Source organism: Paenibacillus sp. FSL W8-0439 (assembly GCF_038008995.1).
In the GTDB taxonomy this organism is placed as follows: domain Bacteria; phylum Bacillota; class Bacilli; order Paenibacillales; family Paenibacillaceae; genus Paenibacillus; species Paenibacillus polymyxa.
In genome coordinates this window covers 5,698,224-5,720,642 of record NZ_JBBPAK010000001.1, presented here as the reverse complement: position 1 = coordinate 5,720,642, position 22,419 = coordinate 5,698,224, and the positions used below count along the sequence as shown (strand labels likewise).

Sequence of the window (22,419 nt, the reverse complement as noted above, 5' to 3'; positions counted from 1 at the left end):
CTACGAGGATTGAGCCACGCGTACGAGCATATGAGCAAGCGCGTGCTGCTGCTCTTTGTCCCCTACCTTCCACAATTCCTGAAGAAGCTTCTCCTCGCTATTGCGCGGTTCTTCCTTGGCTGCCAGATAGCCTGCGATCTTCTCAGCTGCTTTCGCCATCACTTCTTCATTCAAGCCGATTTTTTGAGCCATTTCAATTTTGTCGCTCAAATAACTTTTGAATGAATCAAAGCTGCCCAAAATGTCATCCTTTTTGCTGTCGTCTATCCGATTTAACGCGTCATCTACTTTGTTCAGTGCCACTTCGCCTTCCTTATTTACAACATGATTGTGCTCTGCCATTTCTAACGCCTCCTCAAGATTGTTTTCTAGGATAAGGACTGCTTGCGGTACAGTAGTACTTACCCCGGCTCACTAAAATGAAAACGGTGAGAAGCGGAGTGCAGGGAGACAATTGCTACATAAAGTCGAAAAAATAACGAATTACGTGAAAAAAGACGGGCGAGGTGTAGGTCAAGCTATCCACCCGGCTTAAGTAGCTTTTTTTCAAAGCATCGAACTTATCATCATCACCGATTAATAAATCTCGCTTCAGCACGGAAACCGTTAAGCTTCCGAAGAAACCGCTCAAGCTAATCAACATGCCGAAAATAATCCCAAATTTCAGATCAAACGGCGTCAGGTACGGATAGATTAGATAGGAAGCCGCTATGGTTACGGGAAAAGCGAATGCAAAGCCTTCCCAAGTTATATTGGGATTGGATGTCGGGACGATTTTCCGCTTGCCGAAATAGAGCGATCCCAGATAATGTACGACATCATTGAGTTGTGTCAGTACCACTAGAAAAAGTACAAGTTTCGCTCCGTATTGCGGCGTAGCAAACTGAAAATATGCCAGGTGACTCAGTCCAAAAACCATCAGCATGAGTCCCCATTGAGTCGAGCTGACACTGCGCAAGAAACCAACGGTTCCTTTATTGATCAATCGAGGGAGCGGCAGCAGCAAGAATACATAGATAGGGATAAAGACAATAAACATTCCATACCACCCGATATAAATCCAATAAAACTGTACAGGAATCGCCAAGTATGCCCATAAAAATAACCTGCGGTCAGCTTTTCTAGATCTAATCATGGAGAAGTATTCTTTTAACGCAAAGAAAGTAAGCACCATCAAGGAAAGCAGTGAAACGATCGGATTGAAAAGTGTTGCCAGGCAAAAGATAAAGAACATGCCCCACCAGGTCTTGATGCGAAGCCCAATAGCTGCATAGTCTTTGTTTGGCTGTGTTTTGGCTACCACTATATAAATCAGATGGATGATTAATAAGGCTATACAAATGAGGGTTAACGTGAATAACGAACTGTCCATTGCGACTCACCAACTTATAGCAAAATAGGATTCCATGAAGGGGGTCCTATGTTATTATGAAGGAATAATTCAAACTTGATAAGGGGAAATTTCGTAAATGGTAGCTGATCAGTCCGTTTTTATCTTGCTTACGAATACGGGAACGTTTCTTACGAGAGTTATTAAAAGCTATACAAGAGCGCCATACAATCACGCCTCCATTTCCTTCGACCGAGAACTTTCGGAGTTATACAGCTTCGGGAGAAAGACCCCCAGTAACCCTCTGGATGGTGGTTTCGTGAAAGAGGATATTAAAACAGGTACATACAGCAGATTTCCGAATACAACATGTGTTATCTACGAGCTTCAAGTAACCAATCGCGAAGTCGAAAAAATGAAGAGAGTTCTACACGTTTTTATCCGAAGCCGACAAAAATATATGTATAACTTACTGGGCTTGATTGGCGTTGCACTCAAAGAACCAGTCGAGTTCAGTAATTCTTATTTTTGTTCGCAATTCGTCGCGGAAATTTTACAGCGATCCGGCATAAAAATATGGAACAAGTTGCCTGCCCTTATCACACCAGACGATTTTCGGCAAAGTGACCGATTCCATTTGATCTACGAAGGAAAATTGAGCGAGTATGAGCCTCAAGCCTGAGGATAAGCACCGTATTACTCAGACTCCTCAGGCACAATCACCTCGATATGACGCGGTAGAATACGAACCTCAATAGGCAAAGACGGTCCTTCCTCACCATCTACATTCGTACTGACCGATTCTGCGGAGCTGACACTTACATGCTTTGCGGTAAAGTAAACGACGTCTTTATGATCCTTCAAGTTGCCTAAAAATAAGGATATACTGGCTGTCACCGTATTCAATATATTGAGGTTTTTGAAAATAAAGCAGTGAAGCAGGCCATCATCAACTGCTGCCCCGGGCACCAGTTTCTCAAATCCGCCAACTGAGTTGGTTAAAGCAGCAAGAAAGAGTGGGGATTCGCCTTCCCAAGTCTTGTCATCATAGCGAACGATAAGCGGATGGGCAGGATGGTTGATCAGTTCTTTCATACCTTCTTTAATGTAGGCAAATGTGCCAAACATGGATTTATCGTCTGACGACACAGCGGATAGCGATTCGGCAAGCGAGCCAGTGGCAACAACATTAGCAAACATTTGACCGTTTAAGAGGCCCATATCTACGGCTTTCACGCGAGCAGAAGTGAGTGTACGGATCGCCAGTTCGGGACTTAGCGGAATTTGTAAGGCACGGGCAAAATCATTGACCGTCCCAAGAGGGATGACCCCCAGTTTTGGACGATGGTCTTGATCCATGAAACCATTAATGGTTTCGTGGAGCGTGCCATCTCCACCGAGGGAAACGACTAGATCATAAGTTTCCTGACAAGCAGTGACGCAAAAACGGGTGGCATCAAGTTCTTGTGCCGTCTCTTCGACTGTAACAGCGTATCCTTGCTCACGTAGAATTTCTTCTACGTTTCTGACATGTTGGAGGGACTCCTCTTTGCCGGAAGAGGGATTTACAATGACCATAGCTTTCTTCATACACATATTCCTCTCTTTGTGGAAGGTCTGGGTTACCAGGGTTACCAACCCTTACCCGTAAAGCATACCTTTAGACTCTAAATTAGACATGTATCATATTTTTAGTTACTATATAAAAGTAAATAAAAATATGAATGGAGGATTTCGTATGAAAATCGCATTAACAGGAGCAACGGGGCAGCTGGGGGCCATTGTGGTAGATACATTGCTTGCATCCGTTCCGGCACAAGATCTTATTGTTAGCGTAAGAAATCCGGAAAAAGCCGAGGGGTTACGTAATCGTGGCGTTGACGTTCGTCATGGCGATTTTGATAAGCCGGAAACGCTGGATCAGGCATTTGCTGGTGTAGACCGACTGTTGATTATATCCGCAGACGGAGATAATGATACTAGAATTCGTCAGCATAAAGCGGCTGTTGATGCTGCTGTGCATGCGGGAGTGGGCTTCATCGCGTATACCAGTGCTGCCAATGCCGCTGACAGCACTCTATTCCTTGCACCTGTACATCGTATTACGGAGGAGTTCATACGTGAGTCGGGTATTCCTTATTCCTTCTTGCGTAATAATTGGTATCTTGAGAATGAAGCAGGCACGATCCAATCCGTACTCGCGGGAGCTCCATGGCTAACCTCGGCAGGGTCCGGTAAAGTAGGCTGGGCAACCCGTGCTGATTACGCGGAAGCGGCTGCAGCCGTGTTGTCTGGCGAAGGGCATGAGAATACCATATACGAGCTCTCCGGTAAGCCGATTACCCAAGAAGAGTTGGCAGCCATACTTGCCGAGGTCCTAGGTAAAGACGTTCCTGTACAGCAAGTGGACGATGCTGCGTATGCCGAGATTATGCTCGGTGCGGGAGTACCGGAAGGTGCCATCCCTATTGTGGTAGGCATTCAACAGGCAATTCGCGAAGGAGCCTTGGATGTCGCAAGCAACGATTTAGAGAAGCTGTTGAAGCGTCCCCTTACACCGCTTAACCAAGGGATTAGTGAACTAGTCAAGCAAATTCAAGCATAATAACCGTACTGTCAAAAACGGATGCTACCTAGGAAGGTTAGCATCTGTTTAGTTACATTCATAAGTGGAACCGCGACTGATTATCCAATATACTTGTAGGGAACTCCAAGGTAGGCTTGGAATAGAAATAATATATGAATGGAGTACATAATACCATGTCTAATTTGCCAAACTGTCCTGAGTGTAATTCAGAGTACACCTATGAGGACCGCAGTCTGTTCATTTGCCCGGAATGCGCTCATGAGTGGTCTGCCGAGTCAGAATCCGTAAGCAGTGAAGATGTAAAAGTCGTCAAAGATGCGAATGGTAACATTCTGAAGGATGGTGACTCTGTGACGGTCATTAAAGACCTTAAAGTGAAGGGAAGCTCTTCCGTCTTGAAAATCGGCACCAAAGTAAAAAACATCCGTTTGGTGGAAGGCGATCACGATATTGATTGCAAAATCGATGGTTTTGGAGCAATGAAGCTAAAATCGGAGTTTGTCAAAAAGAATTAAAGTGTACAGCAGAGAAACTATTCAGTTCCATGAGGATTAAAAAAAGGAGAAGCCGAGGCTTCTCCTTTTTTACTAGCATTTGGCATCTTTGGGCTTCCAATGCTCATGCCCAAATAGATGTCATAGTGGTGCTAGCCATACGGTTCCGGTTCCCCTGTATACATTAACCAGCCCTTCGCCGGAAGCGGCCGAGCCCATTTTGGTTTTTCCCGATTTTTCGACGGTGAACTGTAGGGTGTTGGACCACATAAGGGCAAAGTTGCCATCCACCTTGAGCACATCATTTTGCAATTCTATAACGACCGCTTCATCAGAAGGGATCGGCGCTTGAAGTGCCAGCACTCCTTTTCCACGGGCGCTTAAATTAAATAACCCTTCTCCGCCCAGTGCAGCAGAAGAAAGATTACTGCGTGCAACGACGGATATGTTAAGCGTGGTGTCGCAAGCTAAAAACAATCCGTCTTCGATGGCAATGTCATCATTATCCACATCAATGAGCCAAATATATTGGTAGGTAGGCTCCAGCATAATGGTCCCCGTGCCTTTATAATGCGGTTTAATAGCACCTGTCCCCGTTACAGCACCGGATACCAAGTTTCGCATTAAGCCTCCGACGCCTTTTACACCAGTAGTCATTTCCATGCTGCCTACAGTATATTGCATGGCACCTGCCCTCATCATAATCTCACTATTATTGATTTCGATCATGAGCTGCTTGCGGCGCATGTTACTTTTGCTCATATAGTAATTGTCTTTTGCAGCTGCAACCGAGGTGCAACTCAAATCTGTTATGTATTCCAGTACCGTAAATCCACCTAATTGGTCAGTGATGGCAACATTGCTGTTATCCTTTAAATTATTAATGACAAAAGCCATAATGTATGTGCCTCCTTGTTGTTTTCATGGTGTGGGGATGGAAATCTTATTTATTCCATACCATAAATTCGACAAAGAGACTGCTTTTCCTGCGTGGATCTCGGCACTTCTCTCGCCTGATTTTCAGACTCAGAAAAGGAGAGCTTGAAAAAGATACGAAAAAGGTTCAATATAAAGATATCGGTTTTTAAAATGATTTACTTTGGAAGCAGCCGAATAAAAATGAAACATACAATAGGGGGTAGCATAAGTGGAGATAGGTATAAGCACGTTTGTAGAAACAACACCGGATCCCCAAACCGGTGAGGTCATCAGTCACGCACAACGGATACGTGAAGTGGTCGAGGAAATTGTACTTGCTGATCAGGTAGGACTGGATGTGTACGGCGTGGGAGAGCATCATCGTAAAGATTATGCGGCATCTGCTCCGGCTGTTATACTGGCTGCTGCTGCGGCACAAACCCGACGAATTCGCCTAACCAGTGCGGTTACGGTGCTTTCATCGGATGATCCGGTGCGTGTATTTCAGGACTTTGCTACGCTGGACAGTATTTCGAATGGACGAGCTGAGATTATGGCAGGCCGAGGTTCTTTTATCGAATCGTTCCCGTTGTTTGGATATGACCTGGATAACTACGATGAGTTGTTTGATGAAAAGCTGGAGCTGTTATTGAAAATACGTGAATCCGAAAAAGTGACCTGGAAAGGCGGACATCGGTCCGCAATCAACAATTTGGGCGTGTACCCGCGTCCGGTGCAAAATCCTTTGCCTGTATGGATTGGGAGTGGAGGCAATCAGGAATCAGTGGTTCGTGCGGGCTTGCTTGGATTGCCGTTGGTGCTTGCCATTATTGGAGGCAGCCCTATGCAGTTTGCACCCTTGGTGGAGTTGTACAAAAAGGCAGCTAAACATGCAGGTCATGATGCATCGCTGCTTCCAGTTGCATCCCACTCGCATGGTTTTATCGCGGAGACTACCGAGCTTGCAGCGGATAAGTTTTTCCCTTCCACTCAGCAGAGCATGAATGTGCTTGGGCGTGAACGTGGTTGGGGTCCTTATACTCGTTCCAGCTTCGATGCCGCGCGCAGCTTTGAAGGAGCATTATATGTGGGCGATCCTGATACGGTAGCCAAGAAAATCATTCACCTCCGTAAACAGGTAGGCATTACACGGTTTCTATTGCATGTGCCCGTCGGCACGATGCCGCATGATGATGTCATGAGAGCTATTGAATTATTGGGAACAGAGGTAGCGCCACGGGTGCGTGAAGAGATATCAAAGTGGGAATCCGAGAACAAATAGGCGGATTGACCTCAGTATAGAGAAAGATAAAGGAGCAGACCATGTGAGGAGGTCGCTCCTTTTTTGGTTCTAAATAATCTGTACAGGTGGGGCCAATCAGATCATTGTTTATTTAGTCCGTTTTTTATGCGTGATGCGTCTTTGCAGGAGAGGCTTTCCTTGTTTTAGTCTCTTAGGTTTTGCAGGAACTCTGCGCAAGATAGGTTTCTCTTGAGTTGCTTTGGAAGGCAGCGTCATGCGGAGTGTGGTTGATGCAGGTTTTCTTTGACTGCTGCTTGTTATAAAGTCGATAGTATAGTTCAAGACGAACGGGCTAACCGCAATTCTCCGCAGTCCCACGTTTCTACAAGTGGTACAGCCTGTATCCCAGCACCAATCGAAGGCATTTTCAGGAACTTGAGTGAAGTATGAACCTCGCCATGTACGTCCAAAGTCATCCTCGGCATAATAGAAAAACGTATTACCTCCGGCGAAGCCGCTCCATACTTGAATCGTTTGACCGGGGTTCACACGAAACCAGCCTGCTTTAGAGTAGTTAACAGGAGTACAGCTGAAGTCCGGATAGGCAAAAACTAGAAAGATAGCCGCATTGGTGCTGTTGCGAAAATTGACACCCATTGTCGCCCCTTCTTTCCTCATATAGTAATCTTACAGTGTAGCTTATGAGTATTTTGAAAGAAGGAAACGGACAAGAGTCTTTTAATTGCTAAAGTTGAACCATTTGCTGATGTCTATTTTGTGATGTTCATTCATAGATCGCCATTCGTTTGATTCCGGTTGATAGGTATAATCTTTTTGCCAGGTTATGATGTTTTCCACGATAGCCCGTATGGAAGAGACAATATAGGAGACTTCCTGATTGGTCATCATGGGATGAAGCGACAGACGCACCCAGCCCGGCTTTCGAGATAAGTCTCCCTCATGAATCAGGTCTGTCATTTGCTTAGATGCTTGCTGGTCGATGCCCAGCAAATAATGTCCATAGGGGCCTGCACATGAACAGCCGCCTCGGACCTGAATGCCAAATCGATCATTTAGTAGTTTTACAATCAGGTTATAGTGAATATGACCGACAACGAAAGAAACGATTCCCAGCCGATCTTGGCTGTTTCCTCCCAAAATATGCAGACCTGGTATGGTGCCCAAGCCTTTTAGCAATAATGAGGTCAGCTCCTTTTTACGCTCCAACATGCGGCTGTATCCCATTTGTTCCTTCAGCTGAATACAGAGCGCGGTTCGAACAGCCTGTAGAAAAGGAGGGGTCCCTCCATCCTCGCGTGCTTCAATACTATCCTTATACTCGTATCCACCCCAAGGATTGGTCCAACTCACCGTACCGCCCCCGGGTTGATCGGGAGCACAATGGAGGCACAGCCGCGAATCCATAATGAGAACGCCGCTTGTACCGGGGCCACCAAGGAATTTGTGAGGGGAAAATACAATTCCGTCCAGTTTCTCAAGGGGATCTGTAGGGTGCATGTCGATCTCCGCATAAGGTGCGCTTGCCGAAAAATCAACGAAACATACGCCGCCATGTTCATGCATTTTGCGGGATAGCTGGTGAATCGGCACTTCAAACCCTGTAACATTGGAGCAGGCGGTAAAAGCGCCAATCTTGATCGGGCGATGCCGAAATTGAAGCAGCAGTTGTTCGAGATGAGCTGGATCGACCATTCCTCCAGGACCTGGAGGAAGACACACAACGTCTCCAATGGTTTCTGCCCAGGAAATATGATTGGAATGATGCTCCATGTGTGTAACAAAAATAACGGGACGGTCTTTTTCAGCGATGGGGTAGAGGTGCTTTAATTTTTCATGTATTTTCAATCCTAATAGTCGCTGAAGTTTATTCACCGCACCTGTCATCCCGGACCCGGCGAATAGAATGATATCATGTTCATTGGCATGAACGTGGTTCTTAATGATTTGTTTTGCTTTTTCATAGGCTTGGGTCATTAGAGTACCTGTCAAATTAGACTCCGTATGCGTGTTCGCCACAAATGGACCTAATTCATGAACTATTTTCGACTCGATGGGGCCATACAAACGACCGCTGGCTGCCCAATCCGCATAAATCAGCTTTTTAAGCCCATATGGAGATTCAAAGGTCTGGTGATAACCGATTGTATTTTCGCGATACTTTTGGAAATAAGCCTCGTTAGAAGGCTGATACCTACAGTTACTACTTCCGATTCGAGCCATGAGCATACGGCGCCTCCCAAGTCGTTCTATCTTCTTAGGGTACGTAGGGAGGCTGGAATAGGTTAAAAAAAATAGGCGAATGTCATCATTTAGTCAAAATAAAAAGCCTCATCCAATAGCAGGATAAGGCATGAGGATATATTAGATAAAAAGCTGCATATCCGACTCAAGCGCATCTTTTAGATACGTTTTTGCCTCGATAATTTCCAGTTCAGGGATGAATTCTTCCGGTTTAAAACCCATAATATCCACCGATAGCTTGCAGGCATAAAATTTGACGTTTTTCTTCCGGGCTCCTTTCAGGAAATGGATCAGCTTCGGTGCCTCATTGTCTTCCAGCATTTCCGTCAGCATCAGCTTGCCCAGACCGCTAAAATTCATATGGGATAGCGGTAAAGCTTCAGGCCCCTTGGGAGTCACCAGATCCATAAGTTTCTCGTAAATGGTCTTGTCCTCAAGCGTCATTTTATCGGGATCACGAACCAATGATAATCCCCAGAATGCAAAAAACATCGTAACCTCGACATCCAGCTCCCGAGCTGTATTGGCCAAAATCAGTCCAGCCATAGCTTTATCATAATCGCCGCTGAACATAAGCAGATTCATCCTTTTGTCCACGATCTTCCGCCTCCATTACCAACAGATATATTCAGTATGGATTTGGAAAGGAGAACTATGCCCAGTTCACATATTGATCACAATTGTAGGAGATGTGTCGGATTCAAGAGCACTATTCAATATATGTTATTATTATCTATGGAAATTACATAGCACCATTGTTTATGGAATATAAGAACAAATGAGGAAGGAACGGGTTTTGAAATTTATGAGAAAAACATCGTCTATAATGTTTTTGTTTTTATTGCTGATTGTGACAGCATGTGGAACCCATCAAGAGAAGAATACGGATTCATTTTCAAAAGCCTCAATCTCCAAAAATATGTCCTCCGAGCAACCGATAAATTCTGAAGAGAAGAAGGAAAATACAACTGATGCAGGCCAATCTATGAAAGTGGTCGTATCTAAAGAAAAAGCTATAATACGTTCAGAAGAGGGGAATTCATTAGTTCATGCAGATTGGACGTCAGGCCAACCTGATGTGGAGTTACCCCTTCAAATGGGGGCAACTAAGGCTGAACTCGTATTAGGGATGGATCATCCTAACGGAGTGAAAACATTGGTGGTATTCCCTTCCGAGTCTACAGGTTGGCCACTCGACTTGTCTTCAACTGGAGAATCGGAAGCCTTTGACGAGTTTGGTGAATTGAAAGCAGGCTATAGGCTTCAAGCGAGCGTTTACGATTTTGATCATGATGGAACCAACGAATTAGTCATTGCAGCGGGTGACTTAGCTACGAATGCTGAGATATGGGTTTTTTCATTTACAAATGTAGAAAACATTAAAAAGATAGATCCCTTTCATCAGGAGTTAGCTGTAACAGGGCAATCCTATATTACTTTAGATGGACATGAATTAGATGTGCCTTATGGCTCTCAAGGTTTATTTGAGACTTATAAGTATATAGATAAAGAATTTCTTACTCCGGTAAAGTAAGCTCGCCGTTACCAATGTCATATCTACAAACCGCTCCCATTCTGTATAATCTCAAGGGAATTCAAGACACAAGCCTGAGATCGGGAGGACAATAAGAAAGTGAGTATAGAGAACAAATATAAAGCACTTGAGCTGGAGAAGCCGGGCATTTATGAGCTAGAGGGACTGGAAGTCGGGGTCACCTCTAATTGCAACTTCAAGTGTGATTACTGCTGCGCATATCAGCGGAACGACGGACAATGCATTAGCAGTAAAGAGGTCAAAAGTATCATTGATGATATTCCAACGTTAAAACGTGTGCGACTGTCCGGGGGAGAAGTGACCTTGAAGTATGAGGACTGTCTGGATATTGTGGCTCACTGTTCGAGCAAAGGAATCGCTACCCAGCTCAATACCAATGCCAGCTTGCTCAGCCCTGAACGAATTGAGAAGCTGCGTGACGCGGGGCTTTCCAACATTCATATCTCCTTCAACTTTACGGATGCCGATAAATATGCACAGTATTATCATGTTCACCCTCGCATGTATGAGAAAATCGTTCAAAATATTCGGTTGTGTACCGAAGCCAAGTTGGAAACGGTGCTGGAAACTTTGCTATTTGCAGAGACACAGAACAATATGCCAGCAATCAGTGAAAAAGTATACGAACTCGGTGTGCGTATCCACGAAATCCAAAACAGCATTGTGATGGATCATACGAATTGGAACGCGATCTCCACCAAGGAAGCACTTGTCCGTTCCGTTCATGACCTGATTGCACACAAGAAAGACGATACCGTGCTGTATTTCACCTGTATGGACCGTTTTGCTGAGGAGCTGGGCTTCAAGGAAGAGCCAGGTGTATATTTTTCCAACTGTGTTGATGGTAAGAAGCAGCTTCATCTTCACGGGAACGGGGATATTCTGATCTGTGAACTTTGTCATCCTGTGGTCATCGGTAATATTTATAACGGAACGTCCCTAAAGGATATTTACAAAAATAAACCGAAGCAGCTTCAGGAGTTTCTCGACAAACTGCCTTGTCCTGCATATGATGCGCTTTTTCCTGTAGGAAGCAAGTAGACATGATTTGAGATTATGAGACTACAGCATCTACCACCCTAGCAGTCGGGGTGGTAGATGTCCTTCATGTAACTCCATGAGTCCTTTATTATTTGTTTTAATGAAAGGGTTTACATGCTAAAATATATAAAAATGCGAGCTTCTTAGGAAAGAAGGAGTAGATATGAGATATAGAAATGTAGGCAATAGCGGTCTTAAAATTAGTGAAATCGGACTGGGGAGCTGGTTAACGTACGGTACAGCCGCCGAGCAGGAAGCAGCTCATACCTGTATTGCCAAAGCCTTTGAACTTGGAATCAATTTCTTTGATACCGCGAACGCGTATAACCGTGGAGAAGGCGAGAAGGCTATGGGAGCCGCTTTGAAGCCTTATCGAAGAGAGAGCTATGTGCTTTCTACCAAGGTTTTCTTTCCTATGGATTCTGGTCCCAATGACAGAGGACTGTCACGCAAGCACATTATGGAGCAATGTGAGGCGAGTTTGAAGCGCCTCGGCACAGATTATATCGACATGTACTTCTGCCATCGTTATGATCCAGACACTCCATTGGAAGAGACACTGCGGGCGCTTGATGATCTTCAAGCTCAAGGCAAGATCCTGTATGCTGCGGTTAGTGAATGGAGTGCTGCCCAGCTCACGGATGCCTATGGTATTGGAAAACGGCTGAATCTGCGCCCGCTGATTGCCAATCAGCCGATCTATAATATGTTCGAGCGTTATATCGAGCATGAGGTACTTCCCGTATCCGGTCAGGTAGGCATCGGCCAAATTGTATTTTCACCTCTGGCCCAAGGCGTCCTCACAGGTAAATACAAGCCGGGACAGCCTATACCGACGGGTAGCCGCGGGGCTGATGCCTCTGTCAATAATGTCATCAGCAGTTATATGAACGATACTGTTCTCAACTGCGTTCAGGAGCTGGATCAGCTGGCGAAGGACTTGGGTATCACCTTGTCACAACTCGCGCTTGCCTGGATTCTGAGAGAACCGGGGATCAGCGCTGCACTGATTGGGGCTACTAAACCGGCACAGATCGAGGAAAATGTGAAGGCAGTCGAGGTGACTTTGCAACCGGAGACCTGCGCGCAAATTGAGCAGATTCTGAAGCAAGCAGAGGGTTTTGAGCCTTTGCGCTAAGCATTCACACGAGCCTCTATTGAGGGAAGCCATCAATAACAAAGTCTCGCTCTTCCTGTCCGTAACAGAGAAGGGCGAGACTTTTTAACTGGCATCAAGCATGGCATAGATGCCTGAAACCACACTAAATGCAATTCCGCTCACTAAAACAAGGATTTGCTTCTTGCTGAGATCCAGGGGATCAAAAAAGATGGGCAACAGCCATTTTAGGGTGATAACAGCCCATAGGCCCTCCAGTAACCCTAGTATCAAAACCTTTTGCCCCCAGTGAAGCTTCATTTGCGGTGTTAGCGGACCTTCAAGAAACAGGTCACCTGAAGTATGAATATTCCAAGAAACAATAACTACGAATATAAGAAGAGTTAATAGTGTTGACATAATATAGGCGATATCTTTTTTGGCCTTTTTCGTAAGTTTTGGCGATTTTTTAAACTCAGGCAAGCCAATCAGGAGAAAAACGATTCCCATAAAAATAGCTACGCCTATAAAGGAACCCAGTATAATATTCGCTATGATGCCGATGCCATTGATGATTAATAATAAAATAAGCTCCCCCCCCTTGGGGTTACGATAATAGTTATTTTATTGTACATGCAGGAACAAAAATGCTCAAATATTTGGAAAAGCCCCCGGCACTTGTGCTGAGGGCATTTTTTGATTTTTTGCCAGTTATAATGCTGATTTAATGACCTTTTTATAATACAGAATGGATAGCACTCCAAAGATGGAATATAAGGCGGTGTATAGCACCATCACGATGATCATAGGCATCCAAACTTCGGTCCCAAACAAGAACCAGCCGGATTGGACGGCGAAATAGCTGTGTGATAGGCCGATCACTAACGGAATGCCGAAGTTAAAGAGTTGTTTTATTTTAATGCCTCGCAGCAGGTCACTTTGGGTGAAGCCTAACTTTCTCAATACAGTATAATTGGCCTTTTCGTCTTCGCTCTCATCCATTTGCTTAAAATAAAGGATGCAGCCTGATGTAATGAGAAAGGTGAGTCCCAAAAAGCCAACGACAAACATGATCACTCCCATATTTCTCTTCTGATTACTGCTCATTTCAAGCTGTGATGTTTGTTGATCATTAAAATTCGCAGCTGCAAAGAGGCGATCGGCTTCTTCAATCTGCGCTGAGTTTAGCATATCAATTCCAATATATAAGGAGGACTTCTTTTGGATCTCTGGATTTACATCTTTCTTTAACCGCTCAAAAATGGTTTCGTCTACAATGACAGTGGGTACTCCCCCAGCTGCAAAATAGTAGGGAATCACATAATCCTTTTTTAGACCCACATATTGTTGAGGTATGACTTCTGTTTTCCCCTTCAAATCCAAGGGTCCAAAGTCTTTCAAGGACATGAATTTCTGTAACATATCATTATAGCCCGTTAAAACCGTTTGGCCTGGAGATACATCCGTATCCTCCACAGATCGGTCGCTTACGACAGGCAGTGTCGTGAAATCCGCACCCTTATTTAATTGTTCCATAGGAGTCTCCATAATTTGCGCTGTCTTCACACTGACTTGAATCACTTCAATTTTCTTTTCTCGATACTGTATATCATGCTCATGAAGTAACGCTTTGAATTTCTCCGCATCCGGCACATTCGTCATGGCAAAATGGGATGGGACATTATCCTCAGCTGCTTGATCCGCAGAATAATAGGCGATATAGCTTAAGGATAGTAAACCGATAGCAAGTGCCGATACTGTCGTAATAATGGTTAACAACAAAGCATTGGATTTCATGCGGAACATAATGGATGAGAGGGACAGCACCTCATGAATGTTTAAGTAGCCGCCTTTACTTTTTCTGATGATATTGGAAATAAAGCGGATGGACCCTTTATAAAAGAGAAATGTTCCGATGATGACAGAGCCCAAAATAAATACCATCGCCATAAATAGTTCATTTAGGGATGTAAAGTCTCCACCAAATAATCTGGAGGAAACATAGTAACCTAACGCGATGAGTGAGACGCCAATGATCCCGATAATCATCTCAAAGATCGTTATTTTCTTGATTTTCCCTTCGGTGGTTGAGGTCACTCGAAACAAAGACAAAATACTTTGTCTTTTGATAAAAGAGTAATTCATGACCATAATCAGCAAGTAGATGACAACAAAAACGATGAGTGTTTGAGTCAGTGCTTGGTTCGAGAAATATAGAGTGGCAATAGCCTCGACGCCCGTCGTCTTAAATAAGATCATGATCACTAATTTGGAAAAAGAAAATCCAACCCCAATTCCAACGAAAAGAGAACCGAAGTATAAAATTAAGTTTTCAGCACTTAGAATGCGAAAAATTTTACTTTTTGTCATTCCGATCAGTTGAAATAGGCCGATTTCTTTACTGCGTCTTTTTATAAAAATATTATTAGCATACAAAAGGAAAATGCATACAATAGCGACTAGTAAGACGGATGCTGCCCGTATAGAAGCTGCACCTTTAACAGAGCCCTTCACTTCGTCCATGGAGGGATCGTATTGTAATGTGACAAAGGCGAAATAGAGCGCAACACTGAAAATAAGAGCAAAAACATAAAGGTAATAATTTTTCAGGTTTTTTTTCAAATTCTTTAGAATGAGCAGATTAATGTTCATATTGGACCCCGCCTAAGACTGCTTGGGTTTTCATGATATCCTGGAAGAAGCTTTGCCTTTCCTGCACGCCTTTATGAAGCTGCGTATACATTTGCCCATCCTTCATAAAAATGACTCGGCTGCAATGGCTGGCTGCAACAGGATCATGCGTGACCATAATAATAGTTGCTTTGCGCTTTTGGTTCAGCTGACCCAGCTTGTTTAATAGATCAGAAGCCGACTTCGAATCAAGCGCACCCGTAGGTTCATCGGCAAAAATAATCGTAGGCTCATGAATAAACGCTCTAGCCGCAGATGTACGCTGTTTCTGTCCACCCGAAATTTCATTGGGATACTTGTCCTTGAGCTCATAAATCCCCAGCTCTGTAGCCACCTCCTGAAATCTTCGGTTGGCCTCTTTTTTAGACGTTTTGGTGATAGATAGGGGCAAAAGAATATTCTCCTTCACGGTGAGCGTATCCAGCAGATTATACTCTTGAAAAATAAAGCCTAAATGCTGTTTGCGGAATTCAGCCAGTTGCTTTTCTTTCATTTTCGTCATTTCGATATCATTGATCTTAATGGAACCGTGGCTTACTTTATCAATGGAGGAAAGGACATTTAGTAGAGTGGTTTTACCTGAACCGGAGGCTCCCATAATACTGACAAATTCACCTTCCTCAATAACGATATCTATTCCCTTCAAAACCTCCTGCATATTTAGCTTATTACCATAGCTTTTGTGAATCTTATGGGCTTCTAAAATATTCACTTCGATGCACTCCTTATTATTCTTGTAGCCTTATTATAAAAATCGTGCCGATGCTTTTCCCTTGATTGGGCGAACAATACATAAAAGCATGTGACATCTCTGTCACATGCTCATCATACTTACGAAATCATTTCGTTTGGGGAAAATTAAAGTGAAGGTAGTACCCGTGTTCGGTTTGGAGTGCACATCTATATGTATGAGCAAGGACTGCGCTGCCTTTTTCGTTAAATATAACCCCATGCCTGTTGAAGTATGATCGGAATGTTGGGTCGTGGATGTAAAACCTTTCTCGAAAATACGAGGTATATCCTTCGGATCAATCCCACGCCCAAAGTCTTGAACCTCAAGCTGTATTCGATCCTTATGTTCATAGCTGTGAATGATAATATCACTGGCATCGCTATATTTGATGGCATTGGTTAAGAGCTGTCTGATGATAAAAGCTAGCCATTTGGCATCACTTAGCACTTCTATGTGCTCAAGTCGGATGTCAAAACCGATCCCTTTTTGGATGCACCATGACTGTAATGCTTTGATCTCTTTAAAAACCAGAGATTTTAAATCTACTTGCTCGACGTACAAATCGTTTTCAATAAAAGATATGCGCTTCTGATGCAACTGTTGGTCCAGCAGTAAATGAATTCGCAGCCATTCATAAGTTAGCTGAGCCTTAAGAGATTTGTCATCCAGTCGCTCAATCATCAAATGCATGGCGGTTAAAGGTGTTTTCACCTCATGAATCCATGATAACAGCTCATCCTTTTCGTGTTCCAGAGTCAATTGATTTTGCGAGATCATCTGTTGTAGTCGTTCGGTTTGATGGACAATTTTGTGTTCAATGATTCGCTCAAATGGACTTTCAGGTTCGCCCATTCCGGTTAATTGGAGAGGCCCCTCCCATTCTTCCAAGGCCCTATAGAACTTGGTTTCCTTGGGATAGCGAACGATTAAAAAAACCAGGAAAACCAACATAGATAAGAAAACGACATACAGGATCGGTATCAACGGGATTGCCGTATCCACATAAGCAATGAGAAGGATCAGCATTTGTTGGCATACAAAAAGTAGAATCCAGCTCCGCCTCTCTGTAAGGTATTTTTTAATCATAGGCAGGTGCCTCTTCTGTAGCCATGTAGCCTTGCCCCACTTTTGTTTCAATGAAACAGCCCAAATCCAGCTCGTCCAATTTTTTACGCAGGCGGTTCAAGTTGACAGTCAGGGTATTGTCGCTGACAAAACGTTCATCATCCCAGAGGCTTTTAATTAATTCCTCTCGTGCGACAATTTTATTTTTTTGTTCAATCAGCAGCTTCAAAATAAAAATCTCGTTCTTGGTTAATTCGATGGAGCCAGCCTCATTGGCTACTACATTTTTTTCATAATCGACCGTCGCTCCACGCCATGTTTTCAGGGAAACAGGTTCTGTATTGTAATTATATACACGGCGAAGTGTCGCTTGTAATTTTGCAATCAGTACATCAAAATGGAAGGGTTTTTGGATAAAATCATCCGCTCCAAGCTGCATTGACATTACTATATCCGTAGGGTGATCCCGCGATGATAAGAAGATAATCGGGACGTTAGAGTGGGATCGAATCATTCGACACCAATGAAAACCATCAAATTTCGGCAATTGAATATCAATCACGACCAGATCGGGCTTTATCGTTGTGAATTCTTGAATGACTTTACTAAAATCCCGGATGCCGTACACATCATAGGCCCATTGAGTTAACCTGTCCTTTATTTCATGGAACAAAGTTTCATCATCTTCAATCAGCAAGATTTTAAACAACGATTTCACCACTTTTACTTTTTTATATAAAGTGTATAGCAAAATTTGTTTATGTGCTATATGTGAAAGAGTCAACTTGATATTGCGATAATCTGCTGTTAATAGTTGAGGTTTATAGTTGGTTTATATCTACTATTTCATACCGTTAAAGGATGGATGTATTGATGGGAATTCACACCTATTTTCGATCCCTAAATGAGTTGGAAAGAATTATTCGTTGTCCAGGCAAGTTTAAATTCGAGGAACATAGTGTATCGGCTCATTCCTGGAAAGTCGTGCAATATGCCAAAACCCTGGCTGATATCGAAGAGAGGAACGGCCTCAATATTGATTGGAAAAAGCTATACGAGATTACCAGCAGTCACGATTACGGCGAGATTTTTATTGGAGACATTAAAACGCCTGTTAAGCATTCCTCCAAGGAACTACGGTTATTAATCCAGCAAGTTGAAGAGGGTATGATTGAGTATTTTATAGAAGAGAATATTCCCGAGGATTTTAAAGCAATTTTCCGCAAGCAGCTAAGAGAAGGTAAAGATGATTCTGTTGAAGGCTTAATTTTAGAAGTAGCGGATAAAATGGATCAGGTGTATGAAGCGTTTGCCGAGCTTCAGCGGGGGAATACCGAAAAGGAATTTATTGTGATGTATCGCAATGCGCTTGTAAAAATCAAAAATATTAATTTGAAATGCGTTGAGTATTTTTTGGAAAATATCCTGCCGGATATGGTTAAGGAAGAAACGCCTTCATCCATTGATATAAAAAAGATCACGGAAGAGGCCTTAGCTCTGTAAATGAATTTTCTCGCCGTCTTTCAGAAGCCGCGAAGCGCTTCTGTTCATACATAACAATAGTTTTTTTATAATAAAGCAGGTTCTATATGAAAATAAAAAAGCAATCAGGACAGTTGATTGAACCTGCCCTGATTCAATTGGAGAGAACGGAGCTTATTTAGAAAATGGATTCGGGAAATTCGTTTTCGTAGCAGCATATTGGGTCTTGACGTTGCCGATACCAAGCTCACCATTTCCATTAGATCCCCAGGACCAGACCGTTCCATCGGCCGTCAGCGCATGGGAATGGGTTCCTGCTGCACTGAATGCTACTACATCAGTTAGTGGCGTGTTGGTGTCATCTACAACTTGGGATGGGACTTTAACAGAAAATACATCGGTTCCATCACCTACCTGCCCGACATTATTCGTTCCCCAACCCCAAAGAGTTCCATTATTTTTAAGTGCAAAAGTTTGACTTTTACCTGCTTTCAGTCTACTTACATTGGAAACATTGATCAATACGGGTGATCTTCTAAAAGTAGAAGTTCCATCCCCAAGCTTTCCAGAAGAGTTGTTGCCGGAAGCATATACTTCTCCGCTATTGGTCAATACATATATGCGGTCAGGTCCTGCTGTAAAGGTTTTGATATCACCAATTCGATATTGAACAGGGGTAGGCTGGTCTTCTTTATCATCCTGCCCCATTGCACCATCATAACCGCGTCCCCATACCCATAGCTGATTATCTTTGTCTAAGGCTGCACCGAAGCTATCCCCAGCGTTAATGGCTACAATATCCTCCAAACCCTGTACCTGCACAGGCTTAACGGAAGAGGCAGAAGCTCCTTTGGTGCCATTGCCGAGTTGGCCAAAGTTATTTTCCCCGTAGGCCCACACGGTACCGTCATTTTTGAGCGCAAGAGTAAACTGACCACCTGCCCTCACTTCCTTCACATCATTAATATACTTGTTTATAACAGGCTCCTTTGCAGAATCCCTTACCTTTCCTGTCCCTAGCTCCCCGTGACCTGCAAAGCCCCAAGACCAGATGGTTCTGTCTTTTTGAGCAAGGTCGAATGCAGAGCACCGGCTTGTGGTAAAGTTTAATCATTTATATTTTTTATAAAATTGGTTGTAAAAAATGCGTATTCCACTCCTTTATATATGAGAAGGCAATACGGCATCACAGTAAGCGCTAGGGAATGGAGCGCTGAAGATGGATTCCCCCTCATTGTTCTTCCACTAAAAAATAATTAATAGGAGTGGTAAGAATTATGGCATACACATATTCACAAGTTACAGCATCTAACGGAGTCGTCCTGCACACAATCAAAACATCCCCAAACAGCGTTTATATGAAGGCTCTTCCTGGAGGTTCCACGATTGCGAACCAGAGTACAGATGGTATCAATGGTAGCTTCTTCGATTTCTTTCAGGTGCATTGCTCACGATTGCAGTAAACAATGACGTTCCAGTCGGTGGTAGCAAAGGGTCATACGGCTCTGGTTATGAGAACGCAAAGTATGCTCGCGGCACACTGGTATGGGATTCTCGTGAAGGAGAGTTCTCTGTGCAAGTGGTAAGCTCGGCAGCAAGTCTTGCTGTAGTAAATCGCCATCAGTACTGGGCTCAAGGTGGGATCAGTATGGGATTGAATAACGAATCCGGATGGGCCGCACAAGCGGATAAAGAAAATATGCCAAACCGCACAGGTAATGCAGAGCGTGCAGGTTTGGTATACAACACTGGCAAAAATATATGGCTCGTGGTTACAAACACGAAATGCTCAGCTGCACAGTTCCGTTCTGCCATTAAAGAAAAGGTCAGTTCCGGTACGCTGGTGAATGGTATTTTCCTTGATGGTTCTGGTTCTGCACAGATGAGAGCGGGAACCCCTAAGGCAACAGGCGATAGTCGTAAAGTCTTCTCTATGGTTGCCTTGCGGTAATCTCATAATCAAGTAGAGGGCCTTACTAGCCCTCTACTCACCCTAAAAAAGGGTATATAATAGAATATAAACGAAGGTATCATTCGATTGATGCCTTCGTTTTTTACATAATTTAAAAAATAGAGTAAATTATTATAAGATTATTGTAATTTTCTTCATTTGTATTCGTCAAAGAACGAGAAAGGATGTGTACATTTAACATGAATAAACCTGCTCGAATTATTTCTATTCTTATCCTTGCTGCAAGTGTAGGTGTGTTTGCTGGTTGTGGAAAACAGGAAGCAACAAGTCCATCCACCAATGAAACGGTACTGCCAGCAACCTCAGAATCGGCAGTAAAAGAAGAACCCGGTCAATCAGCTGTCCAGCATAGCTTGGACGAGATCAAATGGAATGAAGTTAAAGATCCTCTGATTGAGGATGGCATGATAACCAAACTCAAAGCGGCTATAGCCGCCTTTGTATCAAACGATTTGAATCAATTTCATGCTGCGCTTGCTCCAGACATTGGAACAGGTCACGATTATCTCTTAGAGCATCCAGTGAAGTTTACAGGGATTGCCGAAGCTATAAAAGAAAAGGATCGGGTATTGGTACCCGTAGTAGGCAAACGGCTTACTAAAGAAGAAGGTTCTTCACCTGATGTACAGTATACCTTTTATTTTGAAAAAGATAAGGGTGGATCATGGCAAATTGTTTCGATAGACTGATTCATATCTCATTCCAACCCAAGAGAAGACGTTCTGATAAAATCAGAACGTCTTCTTTTCTTTCTCTACATATTATTTGAGCAATACTGACCAGTTAGGATCTTTGTATCGTTTATCCACCACTTCCCTTACCAGGATAAGCTCCTCTGGAATCTGATCTAGCTTTGTAATCCAGAATCATAAGTCTGCTTTGCCCTACGATCGCTCTATAGCAAGTACGTTATACTGCTTACCTACTGCATCATATGCTCTCCACTCCTCATGCATTATTTCATTATCCATCTTCCCGTAGAATGAGATGACAGTTTCATATGCCCCTTTGTCGGCTTGCGATTCCTTAAGTGAAGCCCTAACCAACTCCAGGCTATCATCCATCATTTTAAAAGATTTGGGCTCAGTCAGCTCAGATGGTCTAAAAGGAAATCTTGCTTCCGTCCATTTCTGTATACTTTCATCTTTAGCGAGTATATTAACCCTTAGCAGCCCCTGCCACGAACTATTTGATCCGATTTGAACAGTCTGTTCAATTTGCCAAAGAAATACCTGAAAATGTTGATCCTACGGAAAAACCTATCCAATCGGTCTATATATCTATCCCAGATACACATATTTATAAGCAGATGGATGGACAGCGGAGGCAATTAATCAATCCAGAAGAATTACAGGTGGGCAACCCATTGAGGTTTCTTATGTGTACCCTGCAACCTCTGTTTTCCTGGCATTGGAAATGGTCGTGCTGGATGAATTGTAGAGGAGGCCGGTAAGGAACCTTACTCCTATAAAAGCACGTCATATCATAAGGTTTAGGTGATATTAATGAGTTTTACCATGTTGTAGATATAACGTGTTTGCGCATTCTTAACCATTGTACCTGCAGAGTTTTTGAGTTGAATACCGGACGAGCCCCCACCATCAAGAAGAACGGCTTCAAAGCAATCCTGTTTGATAAAATAATTGCGAAGTTGTTTTAGCGTCTCATTTTTATGAACAACCAGATAGACCTGCCAAATATTATTCACGACTTTGAATCCCAGGCCTGTCCGTCCCGTGGCTTCCGTGTACTGCAAGGTTCCATTCAAATCGAAGTTTTCAATCTCTTTCAGCTCCTTGAGCCATACTTCTTCCTTATTCTTCAGTGACAGACTACCGCCGCTAATAATGGATTTGTACTTAATTGCCGTTCCCATTTGTTTTTTGAGATCCGTTACACTTAAAGTACGGGTAATGGCAATTTACAGCTGCCCCTTACAACCTAATCATC

General features: G+C 43.4%; 25 protein-coding genes. 11 read left to right on the top strand and 14 right to left on the bottom strand.

The window, feature by feature from the left end:
* Complete coding sequence (locus tag MKX36_RS24745) at positions 1-342, bottom strand: DUF3243 domain-containing protein (protein ID WP_013373818.1); 342 nt, start codon at positions 340-342, stop codon at positions 1-3.
* A gap of 115 nt (positions 343-457) precedes the next feature.
* On the bottom strand, positions 458-1,372 hold the full coding sequence (locus MKX36_RS24740) for a phosphatidate cytidylyltransferase (RefSeq protein ID WP_340865996.1): 915 nt from the start codon (positions 1,370-1,372) through the stop codon (positions 458-460).
* A gap of 97 nt (positions 1,373-1,469) precedes the next feature.
* Between MKX36_RS24740 and MKX36_RS24735 the strand changes: the two genes are divergently transcribed.
* Complete coding sequence (locus tag MKX36_RS24735; RefSeq protein WP_016822532.1) at positions 1,470-2,012, top strand: hypothetical protein; 543 nt, start codon at positions 1,470-1,472, stop codon at positions 2,010-2,012.
* A 14-nt stretch (positions 2,013-2,026) separates the two neighbouring features.
* On the opposite strand, the gene MKX36_RS24730 is transcribed toward MKX36_RS24735, so the two are convergent.
* The gene (locus MKX36_RS24730; RefSeq protein WP_016822533.1) at positions 2,027-2,920 is read right to left on the bottom strand and encodes a diacylglycerol/lipid kinase family protein; all 894 of its coding nucleotides are present in this window, start codon (positions 2,918-2,920) and stop codon (positions 2,027-2,029) included.
* 148 nt (positions 2,921-3,068) lie between these two features.
* On the opposite strand from MKX36_RS24730, the gene MKX36_RS24725 reads away from it, so the two are divergent.
* Together MKX36_RS24725 and MKX36_RS24720 are read left to right on the top strand one after the other, a co-directional pair.
* Positions 3,069-3,935 carry an SDR family oxidoreductase gene (locus MKX36_RS24725; RefSeq protein ID WP_340865995.1) on the top strand — a complete coding sequence of 289 codons (867 nt, stop codon included), beginning with the start codon at positions 3,069-3,071 and terminating at the stop codon, positions 3,933-3,935.
* A 155-nt stretch (positions 3,936-4,090) separates the two neighbouring features.
* Positions 4,091-4,432, top strand: a complete 342-nt coding sequence (locus MKX36_RS24720) for a zinc ribbon domain-containing protein YjdM (protein WP_019689024.1) — start codon at positions 4,091-4,093, stop codon at positions 4,430-4,432.
* Between the two features lie 120 nt (positions 4,433-4,552).
* Here the strand turns inward: MKX36_RS24720 and MKX36_RS24715 are convergent, their stop codons facing one another.
* Entirely contained in the window at positions 4,553-5,308 is a 756-nt protein-coding gene (locus MKX36_RS24715) for an AIM24 family protein (RefSeq protein ID WP_340865994.1), read from the bottom strand.
* 250 nt (positions 5,309-5,558) lie between these two features.
* Between MKX36_RS24715 and MKX36_RS24710 the strand changes: the two genes are divergently transcribed.
* Positions 5,559-6,611 carry an LLM class flavin-dependent oxidoreductase gene (locus tag MKX36_RS24710; RefSeq protein WP_016822537.1) on the top strand — a complete coding sequence of 351 codons (1,053 nt, stop codon included), beginning with the start codon at positions 5,559-5,561 and terminating at the stop codon, positions 6,609-6,611.
* Between the two features lie 108 nt (positions 6,612-6,719).
* Here MKX36_RS24710 and MKX36_RS24705 read toward each other — a convergent pair whose 3' ends face one another.
* The 3 genes from MKX36_RS24705 to MKX36_RS24695 form a co-directional block, all read right to left on the bottom strand.
* A complete protein-coding gene (locus MKX36_RS24705) occupies positions 6,720-7,229 on the bottom strand; it encodes a DUF1036 domain-containing protein (protein WP_016822538.1) in 510 nt (169 codons plus the stop codon).
* Positions 7,230-7,310: 81 nt separating this feature from the next.
* Positions 7,311-8,819 carry an aminotransferase class V-fold PLP-dependent enzyme gene (locus MKX36_RS24700; RefSeq protein WP_045244761.1) on the bottom strand — a complete coding sequence of 503 codons (1,509 nt, stop codon included), beginning with the start codon at positions 8,817-8,819 and terminating at the stop codon, positions 7,311-7,313.
* A 135-nt stretch (positions 8,820-8,954) separates the two neighbouring features.
* Positions 8,955-9,431: a DsrE/DsrF/DrsH-like family protein gene (locus MKX36_RS24695; protein ID WP_016822540.1), complete on the bottom strand. Its 477-nt coding sequence runs from the start codon at positions 9,429-9,431 to the stop codon at positions 8,955-8,957.
* A 199-nt stretch (positions 9,432-9,630) separates the two neighbouring features.
* On the opposite strand from MKX36_RS24695, the gene MKX36_RS24690 reads away from it, so the two are divergent.
* From MKX36_RS24690 to MKX36_RS24680, 3 genes are all read left to right on the top strand, one after another.
* Positions 9,631-10,368, top strand: a complete 738-nt coding sequence (locus MKX36_RS24690; RefSeq protein ID WP_025366204.1) for a hypothetical protein — start codon at positions 9,631-9,633, stop codon at positions 10,366-10,368.
* A 99-nt stretch (positions 10,369-10,467) separates the two neighbouring features.
* Positions 10,468-11,430 (top strand): radical SAM protein, encoded by a 963-nt coding sequence (locus MKX36_RS24685; RefSeq protein WP_340865990.1) that lies wholly within the window; start codon positions 10,468-10,470, stop codon positions 11,428-11,430.
* 163 nt (positions 11,431-11,593) lie between these two features.
* Entirely contained in the window at positions 11,594-12,568 is a 975-nt protein-coding gene (locus tag MKX36_RS24680; protein WP_340865988.1) for an aldo/keto reductase family protein, read from the top strand.
* A gap of 84 nt (positions 12,569-12,652) precedes the next feature.
* On the opposite strand, the gene MKX36_RS24675 is transcribed toward MKX36_RS24680, so the two are convergent.
* The 5 genes from MKX36_RS24675 to MKX36_RS24655 all read right to left on the bottom strand — a co-directional run bounded on the left by MKX36_RS24675 (position 12,653) and on the right by MKX36_RS24655 (position 17,724).
* Complete coding sequence (locus MKX36_RS24675; RefSeq protein ID WP_019689019.1) at positions 12,653-13,036, bottom strand: hypothetical protein; 384 nt, start codon at positions 13,034-13,036, stop codon at positions 12,653-12,655.
* Between the two features lie 201 nt (positions 13,037-13,237).
* Positions 13,238-15,178: an ABC transporter permease gene (locus MKX36_RS24670; protein WP_257126490.1), complete on the bottom strand. Its 1,941-nt coding sequence runs from the start codon at positions 15,176-15,178 to the stop codon at positions 13,238-13,240.
* Positions 15,168-15,929, bottom strand: a complete 762-nt coding sequence (locus tag MKX36_RS24665) for an ABC transporter ATP-binding protein (RefSeq protein WP_340865987.1) — start codon at positions 15,927-15,929, stop codon at positions 15,168-15,170. The genes MKX36_RS24670 and MKX36_RS24665 overlap by 11 nt, the downstream gene beginning before the upstream one ends.
* Positions 15,930-16,031: 102 nt before the next feature.
* Positions 16,032-17,036 (bottom strand): sensor histidine kinase, encoded by a 1,005-nt coding sequence (locus tag MKX36_RS24660; protein ID WP_340865986.1) that lies wholly within the window; start codon positions 17,034-17,036, stop codon positions 16,032-16,034.
* The gene (locus MKX36_RS24655) at positions 17,029-17,724 is read right to left on the bottom strand and encodes a response regulator transcription factor (protein ID WP_044786679.1); all 696 of its coding nucleotides are present in this window, start codon (positions 17,722-17,724) and stop codon (positions 17,029-17,031) included. The genes MKX36_RS24660 and MKX36_RS24655 overlap by 8 nt, the downstream gene beginning before the upstream one ends.
* A 164-nt stretch (positions 17,725-17,888) precedes the next feature.
* On the opposite strand from MKX36_RS24655, the gene MKX36_RS24650 reads away from it, so the two are divergent.
* Positions 17,889-18,518, top strand: a complete 630-nt coding sequence (locus MKX36_RS24650; RefSeq protein ID WP_019689016.1) for a YfbR-like 5'-deoxynucleotidase — start codon at positions 17,889-17,891, stop codon at positions 18,516-18,518.
* Positions 18,519-18,671: 153 nt separating this feature from the next.
* Here MKX36_RS24650 and MKX36_RS24645 read toward each other — a convergent pair whose 3' ends face one another.
* Positions 18,672-19,550, bottom strand: a complete 879-nt coding sequence (locus MKX36_RS24645) for an RCC1 domain-containing protein (protein ID WP_445671825.1) — start codon at positions 19,548-19,550, stop codon at positions 18,672-18,674.
* Positions 19,551-19,774: 224 nt separating this feature from the next.
* Here MKX36_RS24645 and MKX36_RS24635 point away from each other — a divergent pair, with 224 nt between their 5' ends.
* From MKX36_RS24635 to MKX36_RS24625, 3 genes are all read left to right on the top strand, one after another.
* On the top strand, positions 19,775-19,960 hold the full coding sequence (locus tag MKX36_RS24635) for a hypothetical protein (protein ID WP_340865984.1): 186 nt from the start codon (positions 19,775-19,777) through the stop codon (positions 19,958-19,960).
* Between the two features lie 110 nt (positions 19,961-20,070).
* The gene (locus MKX36_RS24630) at positions 20,071-20,448 is read left to right on the top strand and encodes a hypothetical protein (RefSeq protein WP_340865982.1); all 378 of its coding nucleotides are present in this window, start codon (positions 20,071-20,073) and stop codon (positions 20,446-20,448) included.
* 200 nt (positions 20,449-20,648) lie between these two features.
* Positions 20,649-21,158: a hypothetical protein gene (locus MKX36_RS24625; protein ID WP_016822553.1), complete on the top strand. Its 510-nt coding sequence runs from the start codon at positions 20,649-20,651 to the stop codon at positions 21,156-21,158.
* 803 nt (positions 21,159-21,961) lie between these two features.
* Here the strand turns inward: MKX36_RS24625 and MKX36_RS24620 are convergent.
* Positions 21,962-22,345 carry a phosphodiester glycosidase family protein gene (locus tag MKX36_RS24620; RefSeq protein ID WP_025366195.1) on the bottom strand — a complete coding sequence of 128 codons (384 nt, stop codon included), beginning with the start codon at positions 22,343-22,345 and terminating at the stop codon, positions 21,962-21,964.
* Positions 22,346-22,419: the final 74 nt, after the last annotated feature.

Bases quoted from the DNA above. Each gene is read 5' to 3' on its own strand.
- MKX36_RS24670 (WP_257126490.1), bottom strand. From the start codon at position 15,178: ATGAACATTAATCTGCTCATTCTAAAGAATTTGAAAAAAAACCTGAAA.
- MKX36_RS24715 (WP_340865994.1), bottom strand. From the start codon at position 5,308: ATGGCTTTTGTCATTAATAATTTAAAGGATAACAGCAATGTTGCCATC.
- MKX36_RS24635 (WP_340865984.1), top strand. From the start codon at position 19,775: ATGGCATACACATATTCACAAGTTACAGCATCTAACGGAGTCGTCCTG.
- MKX36_RS24720 (WP_019689024.1), top strand. From the start codon at position 4,091: ATGTCTAATTTGCCAAACTGTCCTGAGTGTAATTCAGAGTACACCTAT.
- MKX36_RS24620 (WP_025366195.1), bottom strand. From the start codon at position 22,345: ATGGGAACGGCAATTAAGTACAAATCCATTATTAGCGGCGGTAGTCTG.
- MKX36_RS24745 (WP_013373818.1), bottom strand. From the start codon at position 342: ATGGCAGAGCACAATCATGTTGTAAATAAGGAAGGCGAAGTGGCACTG.
- MKX36_RS24660 (WP_340865986.1), bottom strand. From the start codon at position 17,036: ATGATTAAAAAATACCTTACAGAGAGGCGGAGCTGGATTCTACTTTTT.
- MKX36_RS24740 (WP_340865996.1), bottom strand. From the start codon at position 1,372: ATGGACAGTTCGTTATTCACGTTAACCCTCATTTGTATAGCCTTATTA.
- MKX36_RS24650 (WP_019689016.1), top strand. From the start codon at position 17,889: ATGGGAATTCACACCTATTTTCGATCCCTAAATGAGTTGGAAAGAATT.
- MKX36_RS24725 (WP_340865995.1), top strand. From the start codon at position 3,069: ATGAAAATCGCATTAACAGGAGCAACGGGGCAGCTGGGGGCCATTGTG.
- MKX36_RS24675 (WP_019689019.1), bottom strand. From the start codon at position 13,036: ATGGGAATCGTTTTTCTCCTGATTGGCTTGCCTGAGTTTAAAAAATCG.
- MKX36_RS24625 (WP_016822553.1), top strand. From the start codon at position 20,649: ATGAATAAACCTGCTCGAATTATTTCTATTCTTATCCTTGCTGCAAGT.
- MKX36_RS24735 (WP_016822532.1), top strand. From the start codon at position 1,470: ATGGTAGCTGATCAGTCCGTTTTTATCTTGCTTACGAATACGGGAACG.
- MKX36_RS24705 (WP_016822538.1), bottom strand. From the start codon at position 7,229: ATGGGTGTCAATTTTCGCAACAGCACCAATGCGGCTATCTTTCTAGTT.
- MKX36_RS24680 (WP_340865988.1), top strand. From the start codon at position 11,594: ATGAGATATAGAAATGTAGGCAATAGCGGTCTTAAAATTAGTGAAATC.
- MKX36_RS24700 (WP_045244761.1), bottom strand. From the start codon at position 8,819: ATGCTCATGGCTCGAATCGGAAGTAGTAACTGTAGGTATCAGCCTTCT.
- MKX36_RS24730 (WP_016822533.1), bottom strand. From the start codon at position 2,920: ATGAAGAAAGCTATGGTCATTGTAAATCCCTCTTCCGGCAAAGAGGAG.